Here is a 19,999-nt window from a genome sequence, read left to right as displayed (position 1 = left end):
TTAAGATAAAATAAAATCATAAATGAAATAAATAGAAATAAAAATATCTTTCATAAAAAAAGTGGATCCTAAGATCCACTTTTCCTTTTTTTAAACCATCATCTTTATCCGCGAACAAAAATATTTACATCCACTTTTCCGCGATATTCACCCGCTTTTGTGCCATCTGGTTTGCAAAGAGCCCATTTAATACCAAATATATCAGGTTGATTATTCCCCATATTGGTTCCACTTAGTTCGAGATCGGTATTATTGAACTTTAATAGATTGTTATTATTTTCATCAGCACATTTTAAATTCGGTGTTGAAGTTTGCTTATAAGGCAATCCTATCACCCAAGGTTTTTTGTTAGATACAGTACCATTAATAGGAGCTAAGACTAATTTATTTACATTACTGGGATCTAAACTTCCCTCTTTAATCACCGCTGACATATTTACAGGGTTGCCTAATCCACCACAGGATAATGTAAATACAGAATCTCTAATAACTTCATTCGTAAATGTCATATTTTCATTAATTTGTTGATTAGATACACCAGTAACAGCACAAGAACGTTTTACTGTTACATCTGCAATTACGTTAACTTGTGCAAAAAAGTCCCCACTAGCACTCCGACCAAAACTACCTACATAAAACGGAGTGCCTTTATACGTTAACTTACCTGGCGTTAAATTAGCATCAATATAAACAGGAAATGAACTTGGTGTTGTGACACTAACAACTTTTGAGCCACCACCAGGAACTGTTGTCGTTGCATAATTATGTGGCACAAAACATACATTAATGCTAGATGATTCTTTATCAACAAGACTACTATTCACCTGAAAAAATTGCCCCGAATAAGCACTTTGATAATTAGAACTAAAATTAGATAAACTGACATTGAAGTTAAATTGTGGTGTTACATAAACTGCCGTATTTGTATTATTGGAATGCGTTAGTTTTAGACCGTATTTATTAGTTTGCCCAGGAATTTTAGAAACAAATGTGGCATCACATCTCGTTTTTGACTGACTTAAAGAAATAATCGCATACTTAGTATCCCAAGAAGAGTTACTGCTAATATCATAAACAGGACTCCCAGGAAAACTACTAGTCCCAGTCAATGTACCATTTATATATTGAACTTGAGTGGGGCTAATATTCATATCAATCACCCCAGTTAAGCTTAATGTCATAGCACCCCTATCTGTTCCAGCTAAAACATTAAATGACGAAGTCATTAATACTGAAGTTAGTGATGCCATCATTAAATTACGCATTTTCATTGTTATGCATCCACCTATAAAATAAGGATTATTTTTTATTGGCAAGAAAGAGATAAAATTCTTATTGGTTGCTTGCTATTGACTTCAATATTACTTAAGCCACTATATGAAACGTTGCAGCTTTGCTGGTTTTTATTACCCCATTTCACTAACAGCTTACCATTATCAGGAAGCCCACTCATATAAAGCTGGCCATTTTCACCAACAATACCTGTATTCAAATCATTAGGATTATCAGCATCAATTAACGTCGCAATAGCGCCAAATGGGACAACACTTTTATTTTGAGAAAGATTTAAAATAGCTTGGAAGCCAATCTTTGTTTTAAAGGCAACCTTAACAATAGCGCCTTTTGTCGGAACGACATTTTGAGATGTGGATTGTAGAGTCGTATTATCAGGCAATGTATTTACATTTAATGCAATTGTGTTTTGGCGATATTCTGTAAGATATGGTGATAACGCATATCCCTGTCCATTAATCGCACCATTTCCTGAACTTAATTCAGTTCCTTTTGCTCCAGGTGCTTCAACAATAGCCATACTATTGCCCATACTTCTACCCAGCAATAAACCACCTGAATGTAAAAGTAAACCACCGTTCATGCTGCCATTAACATTATAATAGTCACTTGAATAATTATAATTTAGAGAGGATGTGCCATAGTTACCTGAATAATTAGCATATGCTGAGCCATTATTAGATTGACCTTGGTTAGCCCAAGATTGAGAAATACCATAAGATAAGGAGTTATCAAATGCACTACCAGATAATCCAACTTGCTGGTTAGTTCTTCCATTATTATCATGGTTTATCATGTAAGTGCTATTAAAATTGTTGAGCGCAGGCGAATTACTAAACACACTAAATGGAACGCTCACATTAAAACTAATTTGCCTATTTTCAGGCCAACTATCATCTGATTTTATTCTATCAATACTGTAGTTAACGCCAAAATTAATACCACGAATATTTCCGTTATAACCCGTGGTAAGTTGAGTAACATTCTTATCTTGTTCCCAATAATTATAACGGCTACCAGATAAATAAATACTACCGTACTGACCTAATGATTGTGATAATGACGTTGTAAAACGACTTTTTTCTCGTTCACCTAACCACGGTGAAGTACCGTCTTTTAACCGATAATCTTCAGTATTAAATTGATTAAAATCGTAATAATCTTTAGTTGAAAAACGTAATGCCGTTAAGTCAACAGAGGTTCCTGTAGTAGTCATATTCTTAGAATAACGGAATCGATAAGATTGCCCATTTTGGGAGCCTATTGTATTAAAGTCAGCATGAGCATGTGTAATATCTGTAGACAGAGCACCCCAATTACCTAATGAAATTCCTATCCCAGAAGAAATAGCGTAATAATCTTTCGCACCTAATAACCCACCATAAAGAGTGACATCATGAGGTAAACCATAAATACCACTGGCAAGCAGAAAATCTGCTTTTTTAGAACCAACCGTTGTGCCACCATCAAATCGCCCAGTACTAATTTCATATTTCCAACCACCTGGCCTTAACATTACGGGTAATGATGAAAAAGCAATTGTAAATGTCCTTTCTGAACCATCTTCTTCTTTCACTGTGACATCTAAGTTCCCTCCCGAACCACTAGCATAAAGATCGGTTATTTTAAATGCACCAGGGGCAACATAAGTTTGATAAATGACATTCCCATTTTGTCGGATAGTAATTTGAGCATTAGATTGAGCAATACCACTCACATCAGGAGCAAAACCTTGCTGGCTGGCCGGCAACATTTGTTCATTAGAAACTAAACGTATTCCTTTCATTGGAATGCTATCAAAGACATCATTTCCTGTTGTAGTTTCACCAATAATAAATTCCGAACGTAAAGAGTAAAGATTACGAGAAAGATATGTATTAGAAAATTTATTACTATTATTACTTTGAGTCTCTGTATTATTTGAATTTCGAGTATATGTCTGTGTCATTGTCGAGCGTAAACGCCAATCATAAAGATTAAACCCCGCTCTTAATTGAGCAAAGAAGTTATCATTTTTTTGTTTTCCATTATTATTAATTTTATCGAAATGACTGTCGTTAGAAGAGTGTCCCCCGCTCAGCATATAATTAATAAACATAGCCGTAACACCACTATCAAAAGAGGCGGGGTCAATATAACCAACAGCCTCATTAGACATCACAATTTGAGGAAAACTAGTAATTAATTTTAGTTCTGATAAATTTACTTTTATTGATGCATCAGGTATATATTCAGTAATATCATAAATTACTTGATCATTTTTTAATGTGTTCAAATCAGGTATTACTTTAGTATTAACACCTAATTCATCTAATAACTCTCGCGTAATTTCAGGTACTACTTTGTTATTAGGCCCCTTTATTAAATCAATAATTATCTCACCCGTATTATTACCATTGACATAAACTAATAAAGATATTTTACCTTCAGGTAAAGCATCCTTTTGTGAAAACTGGCTTAAATCAATTTCATTTGCAGATGTACCTAATTGTCCATCAAGTAATGCGGGATCAAAATAATCTTCTGCAAAAGAATGAAATGAGAACAAAATAAGTGATGTAAAAAAACTATATCTAAACATTGTCATTGATTTATTCATTTTTACACTCTTAATATTTATCTTTATAAAAATACACTTTTATAAAACTATTAATTTACTGTTTTCATTTTTTCATCTAATGGAAACATAAACTCATCTAATACTTGCCAATGAATAGATGTAATATTTTTTTCATTTGAAAATAAATATTCTTGTGTGCCAAAAGGAGGAACATTTTTCGACAACTCTTGCAGTTCGATTTCTTTTCCATTTATCTTTATTGTGTTAAAAGCAAGATAAATGGGTGAATCATTTCTAGCGATTATTTTATTACCATCAACCAACATTGATAATTTTTTTTCTGCATCTTTTATTTTTATACCTTCAAGAGATTTTGGCCGATAATATACTTTAAAGTTTAATGCCCTAATAAAGTTCATCTGTACATTCGGTGTTTCTTCAGCTGTCGATGGGATTAATCGAAATTGAGCAATATAAACACTCTCTCTATCTGTTGGTAATTTACTTTCGGATCCCGTAAATTTAATTACCCATTCATAGTATTCTTCAGGTTCTATTTTTTGTAACAATGGAGTTAGAATAAAAGGAGGATTCTCTTTTTTATCAATTAATTGTAATCCTGTGGATTCATCTAACCATCTCATACTAGCTTGAATAAGATATGCTTTTTTTTCATTATTTCTTAAACCGATAGAGATGCTTTTACTACCTTCATTATATGTCATTCTTTGTAATGAAAATTCAAATGCATTATTAGCAGACCATGCTAATTGGCAATAAAAAAAACCTAATATCAAAGTAGTAATAAAAAAAATACGACTATTCAAAATGTTCATCTCATTATCCCTTATATTTGAATTCTTTTGATAACTCACCATAGTCGTTAATTATATGCCAACTAGCTTCTTTTATTGATTGTTCCGCCCATTCGGTCTTGCTATAAGGAGCTAACAAGAAAGTTCTATTATATTTTTTATTATCAACTTTAATTGATGTTAATGTCATATAATATGGCGTTGGGTTATCTAAAAACCATTTTCCTTCTTTTTCTTTAAGAAGGATTTTTTTGTAATCTTGTTCTGAAGGCCTTGCTATATTTTCAGGGCGATAAATAACTTTAATCACAAAATTAGTTATTAATACTAATTTTGATTCCTGTGACTCACCTTCATTAGGTCGTTTAGTGGAAGGTATAATTTTTGTATTCAAATAAAAGAGTGACTCTTTATCATTGGGTAAATATTGAGTATCTTTTAATAAAATACGTAAAGATGATACACTTTTATTTTCTAAACGAAAAACCGGAGGAGTAACGATAAAATTAGAGGATAAATTTCCATCAATTTTCTCAGTAACGCCAGCTTGTATTAAATAAGGCTGATTATCATCATTAGAAATATATACACTTTCACTTGAACTACCTTCGGTAAAAATAACTCGTGTTTTGCCTAAACTAACCCCTTGAGCATTAGCATTAAAATAAGTAAAAGCCAATATTAAAATAATAGAAATTTTTATAATAAAATTATTCATATAATATCTTAATCAACAATATACGAAAAAGTTAACGTTGCTGAAAACTCTCCGGCTTCAGGATCACAAGTTGCAGGATCTTTGCATTTAACATAGGTATAAAGTGTTTTTTCTAACTGATCTTTACTAATGTTATCCCAAACAGTATCTTCAGATTTAAAAAAATCCGCATTAAGATTAGATTGAGCGACATTATTTTTATTCGATACTCTGATACCAAAACTTTTAGTGAGATCATCATTAAAAGTAACCGTATTTAAAGTACTTTTTGCCTTCATCGTCACATAAGTATCAAAGAAGTCATTTGTTTTACAGTCACTCAGTAAAACCTTTATCGGTATAGGTTCTATAAGATTATTTTTAATTTTATTCGATTGAATACTGCCAAAATCAACTTCATTGTTACTTGTACCAGAAACAGAGAGCTTACAAGTTTGTTTATCAATAATCACGTTAAAGTCAAATTCAATACTTTGAGCACTAAAACTGATAAAGAGTGCAGGTGTAATAAATAAACTTAACAAATTCCTTTTCAATAGAAATATATTCATATTTACTCTCTCAAGGTTGTATAAGTGTTAATGCTAATATTGCTTTTAGCGTGCCAGGATTAACCGCTGAACCGTCTTTCTTAACGAGCTCTACTTCAAAATCTTTATTTTTATTACCGTTTCCAGTTGTAATAAAAACAGAACTTGTCCCGGCATTAAAATTAACTAAAGAACAATGACCGTTTTTACAATCGTACAAAGCAAAACTTGCATTGGTTGGATTATTCACCGGTGATATTTTGTTATTTGCAATTTCTGTTCCTGATCCCGCTTTGATAACAACTTCCATATCAGGTGTTTCATCAACATAATCTTGACAAAGATAGTTAACAGAAAAAGGTATTTTGTTTTCTTCTTTTACACCTATTTCATCAACATTTTGCATTAACGTTGATTGAGAAAATTTCACCGTTTGGTCTGATAAAGTAAAAGCACATGTACCTTTTGTTACTGAGCCTTTTACGATGACAACCGCAGAATCATCAACAGCGCTATGCCCATAAAAAGAAACACAGGCTAATAATGCGCCCAACACAATTGGCTTAAAATGTGGCTTTATGTTCATTAAATCCACCTAAATCATCTATTGTACGCCATTGAACACTTCCTTTACTTACCCCTATAGGTAAGGCATATTTTATCGAACTATAAGGCGCGATCATGGCATTGTTATTGGCCAAACTAACATCTAGCTTTATATTGTTGACAGAAAACCCAGCAAAATTGACGTAATAAGGAGAATTATTGACTACCTTTAATTGCTTTCCTTCCACACTAAATCCTAATTTCTTTTGCGCATCCTCTGATGTCATCGGTAAGTTTTTAGGTCGGTAGAAAAGTTTTATGACATTATCAAATCCCACACTTAAGCCCGCTGTGTCAGAATTATTGTTTTGTCCAGGGATCATCTTTGCATGAAAATAAAAAATACTTTCTCTATCTTTCGGTAAAGAATTACTCATGATATAAATTTTCACTTCATGCCTTGATAAACTATTAATTCTAAAAAGAGGTGGCGTAACTTGAAATACAACAGGGTTTTCATCAGAGGAAATATAAGTTTGTACCAAATAATTTATTTTTGGCTCTTCATTACGAACAATAACACCTACACTATTTTCACCTTCAGGATAAATAATACGTGTAGCGTTTAAACCCACACCTTTGGAATAAGCAAGTGGAGATATAATCATTAGTAAAATAACAAAAAATTTTCTGATTCTATTTGTAACTTTAATCATTATATTTCTTCTTTAATGAGAGGCTCTATTAGATAGAGCCTCTAAAAATTAAGTAATATTAGTTATAAGCAACAGTAAAAGTAACTGGTACTTTTAATTCATCACTTGTTACTGCACCATTTGTTAAATACAGACCAGCAGTCATCGGAATACGACCAGTGCCGTCTTTAATGATCTCTTGTCCTAATGTCAGACCTGTTTCAACATTTGGTTTAACTAAAGTATTACTTGCTGTTGCTAACAATTTTACAGCTAAAGAAGCTGCTGTTGCGTTAGCAAACATTTCAGAATCAAAGTTTGATTTATTACCACGAGCATAAAGATTGATTGTTCCATCAGCTGCTAATGCTGCTGTACAATTAGAAAGCTCTAAATTAAACGTCTTGTTATCTCCTAATTGATCACCGACGTTTTTACCAGAGACTTCATCACTCGTAAAAGTTCCCCAATCAATTCTAGAACCTTCTGTTGTTGAAGAAACATCACAACTTGCGGCACGAATTAATGCTTCGAATGACACAGTTGTACCCTGTGTTACAGCAAAAGCATTGCCTGCAACCATAAATCCAGACAACACGATAAACGGAGCAACTTTCTTAATTAAAGACATATTGTTACCTTTCGTTTTTTAAATAAATCGCCTATTGAAATTAGCTATATTCTCTTAATTATCTTATTAGATAAAATTTAAGAAACTATATTTTCTAATTCCCTTAAAGAGTAGCACAACAATTTAAATTTACTCATGGATTGTGTTTAAATTGCGAAAAGATAATTATTCAAAAAACTTTATTTATAAAGTAATTTCTTTATTTTTAGGATATATGCCTAATCTTTAATTGAGCATCAATATAATACTTTAAAAATAAAGGATATATTTAAAATATATAGACTTTATTTTTCATATATATAGATATATTCAAATTAATATTTAATTTAATATTAATAAGTAAAAACACTTAGATATAAACACTTAAGAATAAACTTATATTCCACATAAAATTATTTTTAAATTTTTTTATTTAAATAAGTAAATACACCTAATTTCATTGTGTGCAAATCAACCATTGGTTATTTATTAGCCTAATGTATTCTATTCTTGTTTATCTAATGTAAAAAAATGGCCTCATTACTGAGGCCATTCCATTTATCATTATTTCAATTTTTAGGATATTACTTTTCTGGCATTTGTGGCATTGGGCGACGGAAACGACGAGTGATCCATACCATATAAAGAAGACCTATTGCCCCCCAAACAAGTCCTAATTCCATAGAACCAGGTTCAAGGTTTATCCACAAGACGCCCATTGTCGCGGCACCAATAATCGGTAATATCAGGTAATTAATGTGATCCATTACCCCTTTATTACGGCGCTCGCGAATATAGAACTGTGAAATAACAGACAAGTTCACGAAAGTAAACGCAACTAACGCACCAAAGTTAATTAACGCCGTTGCAGTTACTAAATCAAAGAACACAGCACCTAGCGCTAAGAAACCAACTAATAGCACGTTAAATGCAGGTGTACGCCATTTAGGATGTACGTAACCAAATGTCTTCTCTGGGAATACCCCATCACGTCCCATTACATAAAGTAAACGAGCAACACCAGCATGAGCTGCCATACCTGATGCTAATACAGTTACACAAGAGAACACTAAAATAATGGACTGAAATAAAGCACCAGCAACATACAACATTATTTCAGGTTGTGACTCTTCTGGGTTTTTAAATCGTGAAATATCAGGAAAATACAGTTGTAAAAAGTAAGAAACTGCAATAAAAATGATCCCACCAATCAGCGCTGTTAAGAAAATCGCTTTAGGAATAACTTTACCTGCATTTGGTGTCTCTTCTGACAATGTACTGATACCGTCAAAACCTAAGAATGAGAAACAAAGTATTGTGGCTCCGGTTATCATAGGTATTAATTCAGCATCCACAGATGCAAACGGTCTAAAGGTCCATAACTCCCCTGCACCTTCCCCGTTATATACGCCGTGAATAAGTAACCCTACAAACACAACCATTACTGCAACTTGCACAATAACAATTGCTGTATTTAAGTTAGCAACAACGTTAATACCACGTAGGTTAAAGAACGTCATTAAAACCACTAAGCCAAATACAAAGATCCACGGTTCAACGCCCGGGAATATTGCTTGTAAATAGATTTTCGCCAATAGAATATTGATCATTGGCATAAATAGATAGTCCAATAAAGAAGACCAACCTACCATAAAGCCGACATATGGACTCATGGATTTTTGAGCATAAGTGTATGCCGAGCCAGCTGATGGAAAACGCTTAACCAATTTCCCATAACTTACCGCGGTAAATAAAATTGCAACTAAAGCTATTGCATACGATGTTGCTACGTGACCATTAGTAATGCCAGAAACGATGCCAAATGTATCGAAAATAGTCATAGGCTGTAAAAAAGCAAGCCCCATCATGACTACCTGCATTAGGGTCAATGTCTTACGTAGTTGAACGCGATTGTTAGCACCGGTTTGGTTAGTGCCGATAGAGGAGATGACGTTATCTGACATTCGCGAACCCTCCCATAACTTCGGTTTGAGTATTCAATAAACTCAACCGATAGTTACTGGGAAGACTTCGCATCTGCCTATAAACAGAATAGAATGAAGTTTTTAAGGATGTGTATGTATTTAGGAGACGCCGTGCTCCGTAGTCATCATTACCGCAGGTACCGTTTGGCCCGACTGCGAAAGAGAATAATTGTACCATATTAGCATTCCTCTATCACGACAACCCTTTCTCTAAGGGGCTGGCTGCTAATCAAATTATGTTATCTATTCAGACTCAAGTGAATCTGACCTCTTGGTGTAGTAATAAGTAAAAATGCAAAAAAAAACCGATGCACTTTAAACGCATCAGTCATATTTTTAGTGGGCGCATTTTGCACGTCTCAGACTTAAATAGCAATACATTTTCATCAAAAAGCCCCCTTTTTTTACGATCTTTTCAATTCGCAAACTATGTCAACCTATAACGCTACATTTAATTAACAATAGGTGTACTTTTATCACAAAGATTAAGATATAAATACTCAAAAAAACAGAGTTTCACTCAAACAAAAAACACTCAACAAGCTGATAAATAACAATAAAAAATAAAATAAAATCTAAATCAATACCAATCCACAAAAATAAGACATATAAAATACATTAATAAGATTAATGTTAATAAATTGCTAACAAACACTTGTTTATATAAAAAGACCGACTTTTAATAAAAAGTGTTTGTTTTTTAATAACCTGTTTTACATAAATAAAAAGCAAGAGGATGAATTAAGAAAAAAATGACAGATAATACGTAGAAGTAACAATCAAACAGTCAGAATAAAACAGTTGATAAGATAATTTATTGAGCCAAATGTAACCCCCAATATTTAATTTTTCCAATCTTAATTCTGAACAAATAAAAAACAATAAGTGATAAAAAAAGACTCCAACAAGTGGAGTCTTAATGACACAAACTGAGGGTAATAAATTAGAAGTTGTAATTCAAACCAATATTGTAACGACGGCCTTCTAATGTAGTATTAAAGTTTTCATAATTAATACGACGATCAAACACGTTATAGACACCACCAATCACATTAAGCTGTTTGGTTAAGCTGTAACTAGTACCAATGTCAACAAATGCATAAGAAGGTGTACCTTTCGCCATTGAGGTGCGTGATAAGTAATCCGAGGTTTTACCACGGAAGTTAATACGCGCCCACGTTTCCATTTCTGGCGTAGTTTCCCAATTTAAAGTTGCGTTTGCCATATGGCGAGGCTGTTTATTTAGAGGTTTACCATTAAATGCCCCACTCTTCTGCTCTGAATCTGTGAAAGTGTAATTAGCTGCTAAATTCCATTCAGGGGAAATCGTCCAGTTTCCTGTAACCTCGATACCACGCATATTGGCTTTATCAACGTTTTCACGTGAGCTCACGAAATCATAGACATGACCAAAACCATCACTTGCCTCACATTTTCTCGATGAATCTTTGTCGCAAACACGTCTTTCCATAATTTTATCTTTAAAATCAGTGTTATAAACAGTAAGGCTTGCGGTTAGATTATCTCGATTATCCCAGATCAGGCTAATTTCCTCAGTTACTGATTTTTCTGGTTTTAAGTCAGCATTACCGAAAATAACACCGTCTAAGCGCCCACCACCCGTAACTTGTCCCCACGTATTTGTTGCTTGGCGTAAATCCGGTGAGCGATAACCTGTAGATACCCCACCTTTTAGTGTCCACTCATCTGCCATATGCCACACACCGTAAACACGAGGTGTCCAGTGCGTACCAAAGTTTTCATCTTTGTCCATACGCAAGCCACCGGTTAAGGCGAAATCGTTGGTCATTGCCCACTCATTCTCAGCGAATAGTGCCCAGCTATAACGATCTAATTTATTGCTACCTTTTAACTTATTGCCTTCATCTTTTAATTCTTCATAACGATATTGTGCCCCCACACTTAATGTATGGTCACCCAAAATAAAGACGGTTTGGTTACGTACCGTAGTATCGTCATAATCCATTTTGCGAGATGGGTTGCGACTTTCATCACGTTGAACGTAAGTATTCATTGTACCAAAATCATAGATACCATCATGAGTTAACGCATAATGAGTTAACTCATAGTCAGTAAAGCTACTTTCAGGTGCTTTGCCTCGACTAGGTAACCCTGATTTTGAATGCCAAACACGTGAGTCGCGGTGTTGATTATCTTTCTTAAACTCAAAATCAATCGTATTTTTTTCATCAGGCGTCCAACTTAAAGTACCACCACCTGTTGCAGTGATTTGACGATTATAGCCATTGACTATTTTATCCTCACTACGATGTGAATATTGACCTTGAATTTTCAAACTTAATACGTTATCGATTAATGGGCCACCAGCATAAAAACTTCCTTGATTGGTGTTACCTGAATCTTTACGCTCTGTGATAGTACTGTCTGCACGTAGGCTAAAGTTCCACTCTTTTTGTGCTTTACGAGTAATAATATTAATAACCCCACCCATCGCATCAGAACCATATAAAGAAGACATTGGGCCACGTACAACTTCAATACGTTCAATGGCAGGTAAAGGCGGTAACCAGCCTTGTTCAATACCTGAGTTATCACTATTAGGACGCGTCTCACGCGAGGCAACACGCTTACCATCAACCAAGATCATAGTATATTTTGGATCCATACCACGAATACTGATATCGGAACTACTTCCACCACCTGTTACCAATACGCCTGGAACATCTTTTAACGCATCTGTCACGTCACGATAAGACTTAGTTTCTAATTGTTCACGTGTCACAACAGAAACTGACGCGGGTGCATCTTCAACTGTTTGTTTAAACCCAGAAGCGGTTGTTACAAGTAATTTTTCTACATTTTCTGCTGTTGCAGTCATAACAAAACTAGATGCAATTGCAGCAACAACACTAAGCGCGATTTTATTTTTATTTAACACTACCATTCCCGATTCTCCAAGAATATATATTCTTTACATTTTATATAGATGGACAGATCGACAATTGCTCAGAAATTAGAGTAATTAATAATTTTAATTACCCTTCGTTATTTTAATATTATTTTTATATCCCTATTTACTGCATTCCTATATTTACTTCATTTTCTCTTTTACTTCTCTATATTTTATCCACTAAACCATCAATAATAATTTGAGGCATTCCTTGTGAACAATATTCCAATCGACCTTGAATGCCATAAACATCAGCAAGGCTTTGCGCCGTAATAACCTTATCAGGTGTGCCTTGCGCAATTAACTGCCCTTGTTTTAGCATTAATACATATTCACCATATCGTAAGGCTATATTGATATCGTGAACCACGACAATAGTAATAATATTTCGCCGATGTGTTTCCTTTACGATCAAATTCATTACATGATATTGGTAATTAAGATCTAATGCGCTTAAGGGCTCGTCTAATAATAATAAAGAGGGTTGTCTAATTAATGATTGTGCAAGCCCAACTAATTGTTTTTGACCACCCGATAATTCATCTAAATAACGTAAAGCTAAATACTCAATATCTAATTGACGTAATAAGTGCATGACCTGTGCTTCACTATGTTCATTATGTAATCCACCTGAAGCACGCTGAGCGACAATAATGGATCCTAAAACGTGTAAATGAACACCAGCAGGTAATGTTTGTGGTAAATAGACAACATTTTGCGCACGTTGTACAAAATTCATTGATGTCAAATCATCGCCATCTAAGCTAGCAACACCTGATGATCTATTTAATCCCGCTAACGCTCTTAATAATGTTGATTTTCCACTCCCATTTGGCCCTAATAATACGGTGACTTTTCCTTTAGGTAAGGGATCTATATCAAGTGACTTAATAATAAGATGCCTAGCATAACCTGCACTAAAGTCTTGAATTTTTAACCCTTCAATCATTAGATATTCCCTCTATGACGTAAAATCATGCTGAGGAAAAATGGCACCCCCACTAATGATGTCACAATACCGACCGGAATAATGACACCAGGTATTAAATTTTTAGAAGCAATTGACGCCAATGATAAAACTAAAGCACCGATTAATGCGCTTGCTGGTAAATAAAATCGGTGATCTTCTCCAAACATCATGCGAGCAATATGTGGGGCAACTAATCCGATAAAAGCAATTGGCCCAACAAAAGCAACCGCCAACGCTGTTAAAATACTGATACGCAACAATGAGCCTAATCTTAAACGTTTTACATCAATACCAAAGCTAATCGCCCTGTCTTCACCCAATCGTAACGCAGTTAATTTCCATGAATTCAGCCATGAAATTACCATAATGACAGAAAAAGCCCCTGTCATAACACCAAGCTTTATCCATGTTGCGCGTGCTAGACTTCCCATTGTCCAGAAAACAAGCCCTTGAAGAGTGTCTTCTGTCGCAATAAATTGCATCATTGAAACCAACGCGTTGAAAGTAAACACCATGGCAATACCAAAGAGCACAACACCAGATGTCGGAACGCGAGTCCAACGAGTCATCCCGTCTAATAACAAGGCGGATAGCAACGCAAAAAGAAAGGCATTGACTGAAATAAACCATTGGTCAGGAATACCTGGAATACCAATACCTAACACAATAGCCAATGCCGCACCAAATGATGCTGCATTTGATAAACCTAAGGTGAATGGGCTCGCTAAAGGGTTATTTAAAATGGTCTGCATTTCTGCTCCCGCTAACCCTAGCGACATACCTACCACCACAGCTATTAAGGCATAAGGTAAGCGAATATCCCATACAATCACTCTTGAACCTGCATCAACAAGCTCAGGTTGAAAAAGTGTTGTGAATAATTTATCCAGTGATAAACCGGAAGGCCCCATCGTGAAATCCAACACGACTGAAGCACAAATAATTAAAACGATAACCCCTAGCCATAACATACGCTGACTCATCATTTTTCGATAATGCGCTTTCACGTTATCTGATGTGCTTTTTGCTAGTTCTTCTGCGGTAAGTCGCTGTGACGTAATGCTCATATCAATTGTTGTACCCAGTCTTTTTTTATCTTTTTCTGTCTTTGCCTGTGCTTTATGAAGACAAAAACATGCCGTACAACTCATCAAATACTTTTTATTGCTATGGAGCAAATTATCAATCCGGGACGATTTATCTAACAAAGAAATGAGTCGCCAAATTATTATACTGTGAAATACATTCGTTGTGTAATTTATTACATTACGATAAGTTTTTGCTCTGAAATATTGAGAGATATAAGGATTAATTATTATCCGACTTATTACATTGAGCATAATATTTACAATCAATAACGCTGTTATTTTATTTATCAGCAAATGAAATATATGATAACAATAAAGCAAACAATAATAATTATCAATGCGATTGCTAATATAATTAGAGTTTTTGTATATTTTCTATAACGATTAGATTAAAAAAATAAAAAAGCGCTCGTTTAAATGTGACTATGATCACAAAACGAGCGCCTTACTTTATTGATTTATAGGTTATTTTTTATTCGTAATATGCGTTGGAAATTCCATTTCGTTATAACGGATAAAACGAGTTTTCTTCACAATTTTATAAGTAAACCAGATTAACAAGAATAATGGGATACCAATATAGGTTGCAATAGCACCATACCAATCAATCGTATCTTCCAAAAATGCTTGGTAATTTTGACCTAATGTAATAATTAAACACAGGACAAAGGCAAAAATTGGACCAATTGGGAAGAAACCAGAACGATAAGGTAAATCCTTTAAATCGCGTCCTTGTGCAACATAACCTTTACGGAAACGATAATGACTTATCGCAATACCTAACCATGCAATAAAACCTGTCATCCCTGATGTATTTAATAACCATAAGTAGACAGTCTGGTTTCCATACATTGAGCTTAAGAAACACAGAGCCGCAACAACGGTTGTTGCATAAAGTGCATTACGTGGTACGCCATTCTTAGACAGTTTACCAAAGCATTTTGGAGCTTTACCTTCTCTTGCTAGTGTAAACAGCATACGTGTTGAGGCATACATGCCGGAATTACCCGCAGAAAGTACCGCAGTTAAAATGACAGCATTCATAATTGCAGCTGCAGACAATAATCCAGCATTTTTAAAGACTAACGTGAATGGGCTAACGCTGATATCGCCAACATCATTACGTAGTAAGTTTGGATCAGTATAAGGAATAATTAAGCTAATAATTAAGATAGCAAAGATATAAAACAGCAAAATACGCCAGAAAACTTTACGCACAGCTTTGGGAATATTTTTAGCTGGATCTTTAGATTCCCCTGCTGCAATACCAATTAATTCTGTACCTTGGAATGAGAAACCGACAATCATTGCCACGCCTATCATAGCAGCAAACCCACCCGCAAAAGGTGCATCACCAATTTCCCAGTTATGCCAACCTGCGTTTTCAGCCCCTTTCATAATGCCAGTGATCATCGCAATACCTACAACAATAAAGATAATCACTGTGGAAACTTTGATCAAAGAGAACCAATATTCAGCCTCACCAAATCCTTTTACAGAAATATAGTTAAGCAAGAAAATAACGCCAAGAAATAAAGCACTCCAAATCCAACCATCAACATCAGGGAACCAATAAAGCATCACTAATTGTGCAGCAACAAGGTCAACAGCAATCGTGACTGCCCAGTTATACCAATAGTTCCAACCTAATGCGAAACCAAAGCCTTCTTCTACATACTTAGAACCGTAAGTTGAGAAAGAGCCAGATACAGGCATAAATGCGGCTAATTCACCAAGACTTGTCATTAAAAAATAAACCATCAGCCCAATTAGAGCATAAGAGAGTAATGCCCCACCTGGTCCAGCTTGAGCAACAGTAGCACCTGATGCGACAAAAAGCCCTGTACCAATTGAACCACCAATAGCGATCATCGCCAAATGTCGCGCCTTTAATTCTCGGCGCAAAGTTTGCTGTACTGCGCCCGACTTAGCAGCACTTTTTTGTTGTTCTGACATAACATTCCACTTTTATATTCACTTTTCTGACAAAGATTGTAGCAAATCTGTCGTTCGTGAATAGCAAGGATCCATGATTATAAGATACCTTCATAATCGGGCGTCAATTATTAGCAATTTATGAAAAATTGCTGATTAAGTGTTCAGCATTACAATATGCCAGCAGTTTTTTCAGCGCATCTGAGACATGTTTTTGACGGTGGTAAACCAGATATAAGGTACGTTGTAATGTCAATCCTTCTACTTTTATCTCTTTTAATGAGCCGTTATTAATTTGCTCTTCAATCACTCGACGAGATAAACAACTAATTCCCATTTCATACATCACTGCGTGTTTTATCGCTTCTGAATTACCTAATTCCATTTCAATGCGATACCCCGGTAAAGAAGCAAAAAGAAGGTGATTAAGTACATCTCGTGTGCCTGAACCATTTTCTCGCAAGATCCAAGGCGCAGATTGCAAATCAGCTAATGTTATCTTTGATGCTTTCGCTAAGGAGTGATCAGGAGAGCAAAATATAACCATTTCATCTAAAAGCCATTTTTGGCTAATTAGCTCAGAACTTTGGCAAGCCCCTTCAATAAGCCCTAAATCGACCCGAAACTCACTCACGAGTTTAACGACTTCTTCGGTATTGCCAATACTCATCTCTAAGGGAATATCAGGATAATTACGATGAAAGTTACCCAGCATTTGTGGAAGAATGTAATTGCCTATTGTGGTACTTGCTGCAATACGTAAAGCACCATTTCCAGCTTGGAACAGTTGCTCAACTTCCGTCGCACGTTCAAGTAAAGATAATGCTCTGGGATAAAGTAATCGCCCATGTTCGTTTGTGACAAGACGTTTTCCCACTCTATCAAAAAGCTGAACCCCTAATTGGCTTTCAAGATCAGTTAAAGAAGCACTGACAGCAGATTGAGATAAAGCAAGCTGTTGTGATGCTTGCGTTGTAGAACCACTCTTGAGAACTTCAGTAAAGACTTCCAGTTGCCGCAACGTAATTCGCATATCCATTCCACCTTTGAGCTGTCATTGAAATAACATACTATCCACAAACCAGTAACATACCAAATACATTTAATAAAATACACCTATATTAGTTTTAGTGGTTATTATTATAAAAATAATGAGTTTAATAAATAAGATTGATTGTTATATGCTTATGCAAAATTCATATAAGCAAGGTTTTTCTATGTCAGAGCAAAGTCAATCTATTACATTGGCGAAAAAATGTTTTACTCCAGTTTATCGCTGGCTTCCTGGTTTATTACTAACAGGTGTATTAACTGCACTTGCCATTTATATTGGTGATATTCCTTGGTTTTCGAGTATGGGTTTAGGCGCCTTAACATTGGCGATCCTTTTCGGCATTATTGTAGGTAATACTTTTTATCCTGTTGCCAAACCGTATAGTGATGAAGGCGTCAAATTTGCTAAACATTATTTATTACGCACAGGTATTATTTTGTATGGTTTTCGGCTGACGTTTCAGCAAATTGCCGATGTGGGTGCAACGGGTTTAATTATAGATGCAATTATGCTGACATCGACTTTTCTTATTGCAATGTGGATTGGTCGAAAATATTTTGGCTTAGATGAACAGACCGTGATCTTAATTGGTGCAGGTAGTAGTATTTGTGGTGCAGCAGCTGTTATGGCAACGGAACCCGTCGTCAAAGCACAAGCAAGCCAAGTTGCTGTCGCGGTTTCTACCGTCGTCATTTTCGGTACTATTGGTATTTTCCTTTATCCTTGGTTTTATCACTTAAATGCATTTGCAGGTTGGCTACCATTTACAGAAGAAACCTTTGGTATTTTCTCTGGATCAACGATTCATGAAGTTGCTCAAGTAGTCGCAGTCGGACATTCAATTAGCCCTGATGCTGAAAATGCAGCAGTGATCAGTAAAATGATCCGCGTAATGATGTTAGCGCCCTTTTTAATTATTCTTTCAACATATTTAAGTAAAAAGAAAAGTACAGCCAACACTGGTGCACAAGATAATGAGAAGAGTCCAATAACTATTCCTTGGTTTGCGGTATTCTTTATTTTAATGGCTGGCTTTAACTCTTTAAATTTAATTCCTGCGTCTATTGTTAGTTACATTGTGACCATAGATACTATTTTATTAGCAATGGCAATGGTTGCGTTAGGCTTAACAACGCATATTAGTGCCATCCGCCAAGCTGGCGTTAAGCCACTATTATTAGCTTTATTCCTATTTTTCTGGCTAACCCTTGGTGGCGCGGTTATCAATATATTTATTCAATCGGCGCTGATGTCTTGAGATAACATGTGACGCCCCATTTATTTTCGCCTTGAGAAGTATTTTCATTATTGCGCAACTTTTTAGTTGCGCTTTTTTGCTTTTATCACCTCAATATGATGTTATACCTCTGTAATTTTGTTATCGTGGTGTGAAATAAATCTAAGGAGAGAAGTCATGAAATTTGTTGGCGCACATGTCAGTGCTGCTGGTGGCGTCGATCAGGCGGTATTACGCGCACATGAAATCAAAGCCACTGCGTTTGCCCTTTTTACTAAAAACCAGCGCCAGTGGAAAGCCGCACCATTATCTACAGAAGTTATTGATAAATTTAAAAAGAACTGTGAACTTTATGGTTATGGCCCTTCTCAAATTTTACCCCATGACAGTTATCTAATTAATTTAGGCCACCCTGAAGAAGAAGCACTTGAGAAATCAAGAGTGGCTTTTTTAGATGAAATGCAACGTTGTGAACAACTTGGTATTGAATTACTTAATTTTCATCCAGGTAGCCATTTAAATAAGATCGATGTTGATAAATGCCTACAAAAAATAGCCCAATCCATTAATATCACTTTAGAAAAAACCAAAAACGTTACCGCAGTGATTGAAAACACGGCAGGGCAAGGTACAAATTTAGGTTATCGTTTCGAACATCTTGCTGCGATTATTGAAGGTGTTGAAGATAAATCTCGAGTAGGTGTTTGTATTGATACTTGCCACACTTTCGCTGCTGGTTATGATTTAAGGACCCGCGAAGAGTGTGAAAAAACCTTTGCTGAATTTGAAAGCATTGTCGGTTTTCAATACTTAAAAGCAATGCACTTAAATGATGCAAAAAGCGAACTAGCAAGTCGAGTTGACCGTCATCATAGCTTAGGTGAAGGCAATATAGGTAAAGTTCCTTTCAGCTATATTATGCAAGATACACGTTTTGATGGTATTCCACTGATTTTGGAAACCATTAACCCTGATATTTGGCCTGATGAAATCGCGTGGTTAAAATCACAGCAAGCATAAACTTAGTTTAC

Annotated in this window: 17 protein-coding genes; 2 read left to right on the top strand and 15 right to left on the bottom strand. The window is 35.2% G+C overall.

The window, feature by feature from the left end; genetic code table 11:
* Positions 1–104: 104 nt before the first annotated feature.
* From GWI97_RS17810 to GWI97_RS17740, 15 genes are all read right to left on the bottom strand, one after another.
* Positions 105–1,253, bottom strand: coding sequence for a hypothetical protein (locus tag GWI97_RS17810; protein WP_161752162.1), 1,149 nt, complete (start codon positions 1,251–1,253; stop codon positions 105–107).
* Between the two features lie 53 nt (positions 1,254–1,306).
* Positions 1,307–3,892: a fimbria/pilus outer membrane usher protein gene (locus tag GWI97_RS17805; RefSeq protein WP_237585401.1), complete on the bottom strand. Its 2,586-nt coding sequence runs from the start codon at positions 3,890–3,892 to the stop codon at positions 1,307–1,309.
* Positions 3,893–3,942: 50 nt separating this feature from the next.
* Positions 3,943–4,689, bottom strand: coding sequence for a fimbrial biogenesis chaperone (locus tag GWI97_RS17800; protein WP_036937788.1), 747 nt, complete (start codon positions 4,687–4,689; stop codon positions 3,943–3,945).
* Between the two features lie 4 nt (positions 4,690–4,693).
* Complete coding sequence (locus GWI97_RS17795) at positions 4,694–5,386, bottom strand: fimbrial biogenesis chaperone (protein WP_087803573.1); 693 nt, start codon at positions 5,384–5,386, stop codon at positions 4,694–4,696.
* 8 nt (positions 5,387–5,394) lie between these two features.
* Positions 5,395–5,937, bottom strand: coding sequence for a fimbrial protein (locus tag GWI97_RS17790; RefSeq protein WP_082239476.1), 543 nt, complete (start codon positions 5,935–5,937; stop codon positions 5,395–5,397).
* A 10-nt stretch (positions 5,938–5,947) separates the two neighbouring features.
* The gene (locus GWI97_RS17785) at positions 5,948–6,502 is read right to left on the bottom strand and encodes a fimbrial protein (RefSeq protein ID WP_036937793.1); all 555 of its coding nucleotides are present in this window, start codon (positions 6,500–6,502) and stop codon (positions 5,948–5,950) included.
* Positions 6,480–7,178, bottom strand: coding sequence for a fimbrial biogenesis chaperone (locus GWI97_RS17780; RefSeq protein WP_036937795.1), 699 nt, complete (start codon positions 7,176–7,178; stop codon positions 6,480–6,482). Before GWI97_RS17780 ends, GWI97_RS17785 begins: the two co-directional genes overlap by 23 nt.
* Before the next feature lie 58 nt (positions 7,179–7,236).
* Positions 7,237–7,788, bottom strand: coding sequence for a fimbrial protein (locus GWI97_RS17775; protein WP_036937797.1), 552 nt, complete (start codon positions 7,786–7,788; stop codon positions 7,237–7,239).
* Positions 7,789–8,351: 563 nt separating this feature from the next.
* Positions 8,352–9,731: an APC family permease gene (locus tag GWI97_RS17770; RefSeq protein WP_161752161.1), complete on the bottom strand. Its 1,380-nt coding sequence runs from the start codon at positions 9,729–9,731 to the stop codon at positions 8,352–8,354.
* Positions 9,721–9,930 (bottom strand): hypothetical protein, encoded by a 210-nt coding sequence (locus tag GWI97_RS18650; RefSeq protein ID WP_072024210.1) that lies wholly within the window; start codon positions 9,928–9,930, stop codon positions 9,721–9,723. The genes GWI97_RS17770 and GWI97_RS18650 overlap by 11 nt, the downstream gene beginning before the upstream one ends.
* Before the next feature lie 765 nt (positions 9,931–10,695).
* Positions 10,696–12,678 carry a ligand-gated channel protein gene (locus GWI97_RS17760; RefSeq protein WP_036937803.1) on the bottom strand — a complete coding sequence of 661 codons (1,983 nt, stop codon included), beginning with the start codon at positions 12,676–12,678 and terminating at the stop codon, positions 10,696–10,698.
* 172 nt (positions 12,679–12,850) lie between these two features.
* Entirely contained in the window at positions 12,851–13,633 is a 783-nt protein-coding gene (locus GWI97_RS17755) for an ABC transporter ATP-binding protein (protein WP_036937805.1), read from the bottom strand.
* Entirely contained in the window at positions 13,633–14,640 is a 1,008-nt protein-coding gene (locus GWI97_RS17750; RefSeq protein ID WP_373364690.1) for a FecCD family ABC transporter permease, read from the bottom strand. Before GWI97_RS17750 ends, GWI97_RS17755 begins: the two co-directional genes overlap by 1 nt.
* Before the next feature lie 567 nt (positions 14,641–15,207).
* The gene (locus tag GWI97_RS17745) at positions 15,208–16,698 is read right to left on the bottom strand and encodes an amino acid permease (RefSeq protein ID WP_161752160.1); all 1,491 of its coding nucleotides are present in this window, start codon (positions 16,696–16,698) and stop codon (positions 15,208–15,210) included.
* Between the two features lie 118 nt (positions 16,699–16,816).
* Entirely contained in the window at positions 16,817–17,710 is an 894-nt protein-coding gene (locus GWI97_RS17740; protein WP_036937811.1) for a LysR family transcriptional regulator, read from the bottom strand.
* 184 nt (positions 17,711–17,894) lie between these two features.
* Between GWI97_RS17740 and GWI97_RS17735 the strand changes: the two genes are divergently transcribed.
* Together GWI97_RS17735 and nfo are read left to right on the top strand one after the other, a co-directional pair.
* Complete coding sequence (locus tag GWI97_RS17735; protein ID WP_036937813.1) at positions 17,895–18,989, top strand: YeiH family protein; 1,095 nt, start codon at positions 17,895–17,897, stop codon at positions 18,987–18,989.
* Between the two features lie 156 nt (positions 18,990–19,145).
* The gene (gene nfo, locus GWI97_RS17730; RefSeq protein WP_036937815.1) at positions 19,146–19,988 is read left to right on the top strand and encodes a deoxyribonuclease IV; all 843 of its coding nucleotides are present in this window, start codon (positions 19,146–19,148) and stop codon (positions 19,986–19,988) included.
* The last annotated feature ends 11 nt before the right edge of the window (positions 19,989–19,999 follow it).

Origin of the sequence: Proteus sp. G2300 (assembly GCF_009915965.1) — a bacterium.
In the GTDB taxonomy this organism is placed as follows: domain Bacteria; phylum Pseudomonadota; class Gammaproteobacteria; order Enterobacterales; family Enterobacteriaceae; genus Proteus; species Proteus vulgaris.
The sequence above is the reverse complement of the archived record's forward strand: the minus strand, read 5'-3'. Positions and strand labels throughout refer to the sequence as shown.

Bases quoted from the DNA above. Each gene is read 5' to 3' on its own strand.
- GWI97_RS17745 (WP_161752160.1), bottom strand. From the start codon at position 16,698: ATGTCAGAACAACAAAAAAGTGCTGCTAAGTCGGGCGCAGTACAGCAA.
- GWI97_RS17775 (WP_036937797.1), bottom strand. From the start codon at position 7,788: ATGTCTTTAATTAAGAAAGTTGCTCCGTTTATCGTGTTGTCTGGATTT.
- GWI97_RS17770 (WP_161752161.1), bottom strand. From the start codon at position 9,731: ATGTCAGATAACGTCATCTCCTCTATCGGCACTAACCAAACCGGTGCT.
- GWI97_RS17800 (WP_036937788.1), bottom strand. From the start codon at position 4,689: ATGAACATTTTGAATAGTCGTATTTTTTTTATTACTACTTTGATATTA.
- GWI97_RS17790 (WP_082239476.1), bottom strand. From the start codon at position 5,937: ATGAATATATTTCTATTGAAAAGGAATTTGTTAAGTTTATTTATTACA.
- GWI97_RS17780 (WP_036937795.1), bottom strand. From the start codon at position 7,178: ATGATTAAAGTTACAAATAGAATCAGAAAATTTTTTGTTATTTTACTA.
- GWI97_RS17740 (WP_036937811.1), bottom strand. From the start codon at position 17,710: ATGCGAATTACGTTGCGGCAACTGGAAGTCTTTACTGAAGTTCTCAAG.
- GWI97_RS17750 (WP_373364690.1), bottom strand. From the start codon at position 14,640: ATGATGAGTCAGCGTATGTTATGGCTAGGGGTTATCGTTTTAATTATT.
- GWI97_RS17760 (WP_036937803.1), bottom strand. From the start codon at position 12,678: ATGGTAGTGTTAAATAAAAATAAAATCGCGCTTAGTGTTGTTGCTGCA.
- GWI97_RS17810 (WP_161752162.1), bottom strand. From the start codon at position 1,253: ATGATGGCATCACTAACTTCAGTATTAATGACTTCGTCATTTAATGTT.
- nfo (WP_036937815.1), top strand. From the start codon at position 19,146: ATGAAATTTGTTGGCGCACATGTCAGTGCTGCTGGTGGCGTCGATCAG.
- GWI97_RS17755 (WP_036937805.1), bottom strand. From the start codon at position 13,633: ATGATTGAAGGGTTAAAAATTCAAGACTTTAGTGCAGGTTATGCTAGG.
- GWI97_RS18650 (WP_072024210.1), bottom strand. From the start codon at position 9,930: ATGGTACAATTATTCTCTTTCGCAGTCGGGCCAAACGGTACCTGCGGT.
- GWI97_RS17795 (WP_087803573.1), bottom strand. From the start codon at position 5,386: ATGAATAATTTTATTATAAAAATTTCTATTATTTTAATATTGGCTTTT.
- GWI97_RS17805 (WP_237585401.1), bottom strand. From the start codon at position 3,892: ATGAATAAATCAATGACAATGTTTAGATATAGTTTTTTTACATCACTT.
- GWI97_RS17735 (WP_036937813.1), top strand. From the start codon at position 17,895: ATGTCAGAGCAAAGTCAATCTATTACATTGGCGAAAAAATGTTTTACT.
- GWI97_RS17785 (WP_036937793.1), bottom strand. From the start codon at position 6,502: ATGAACATAAAGCCACATTTTAAGCCAATTGTGTTGGGCGCATTATTA.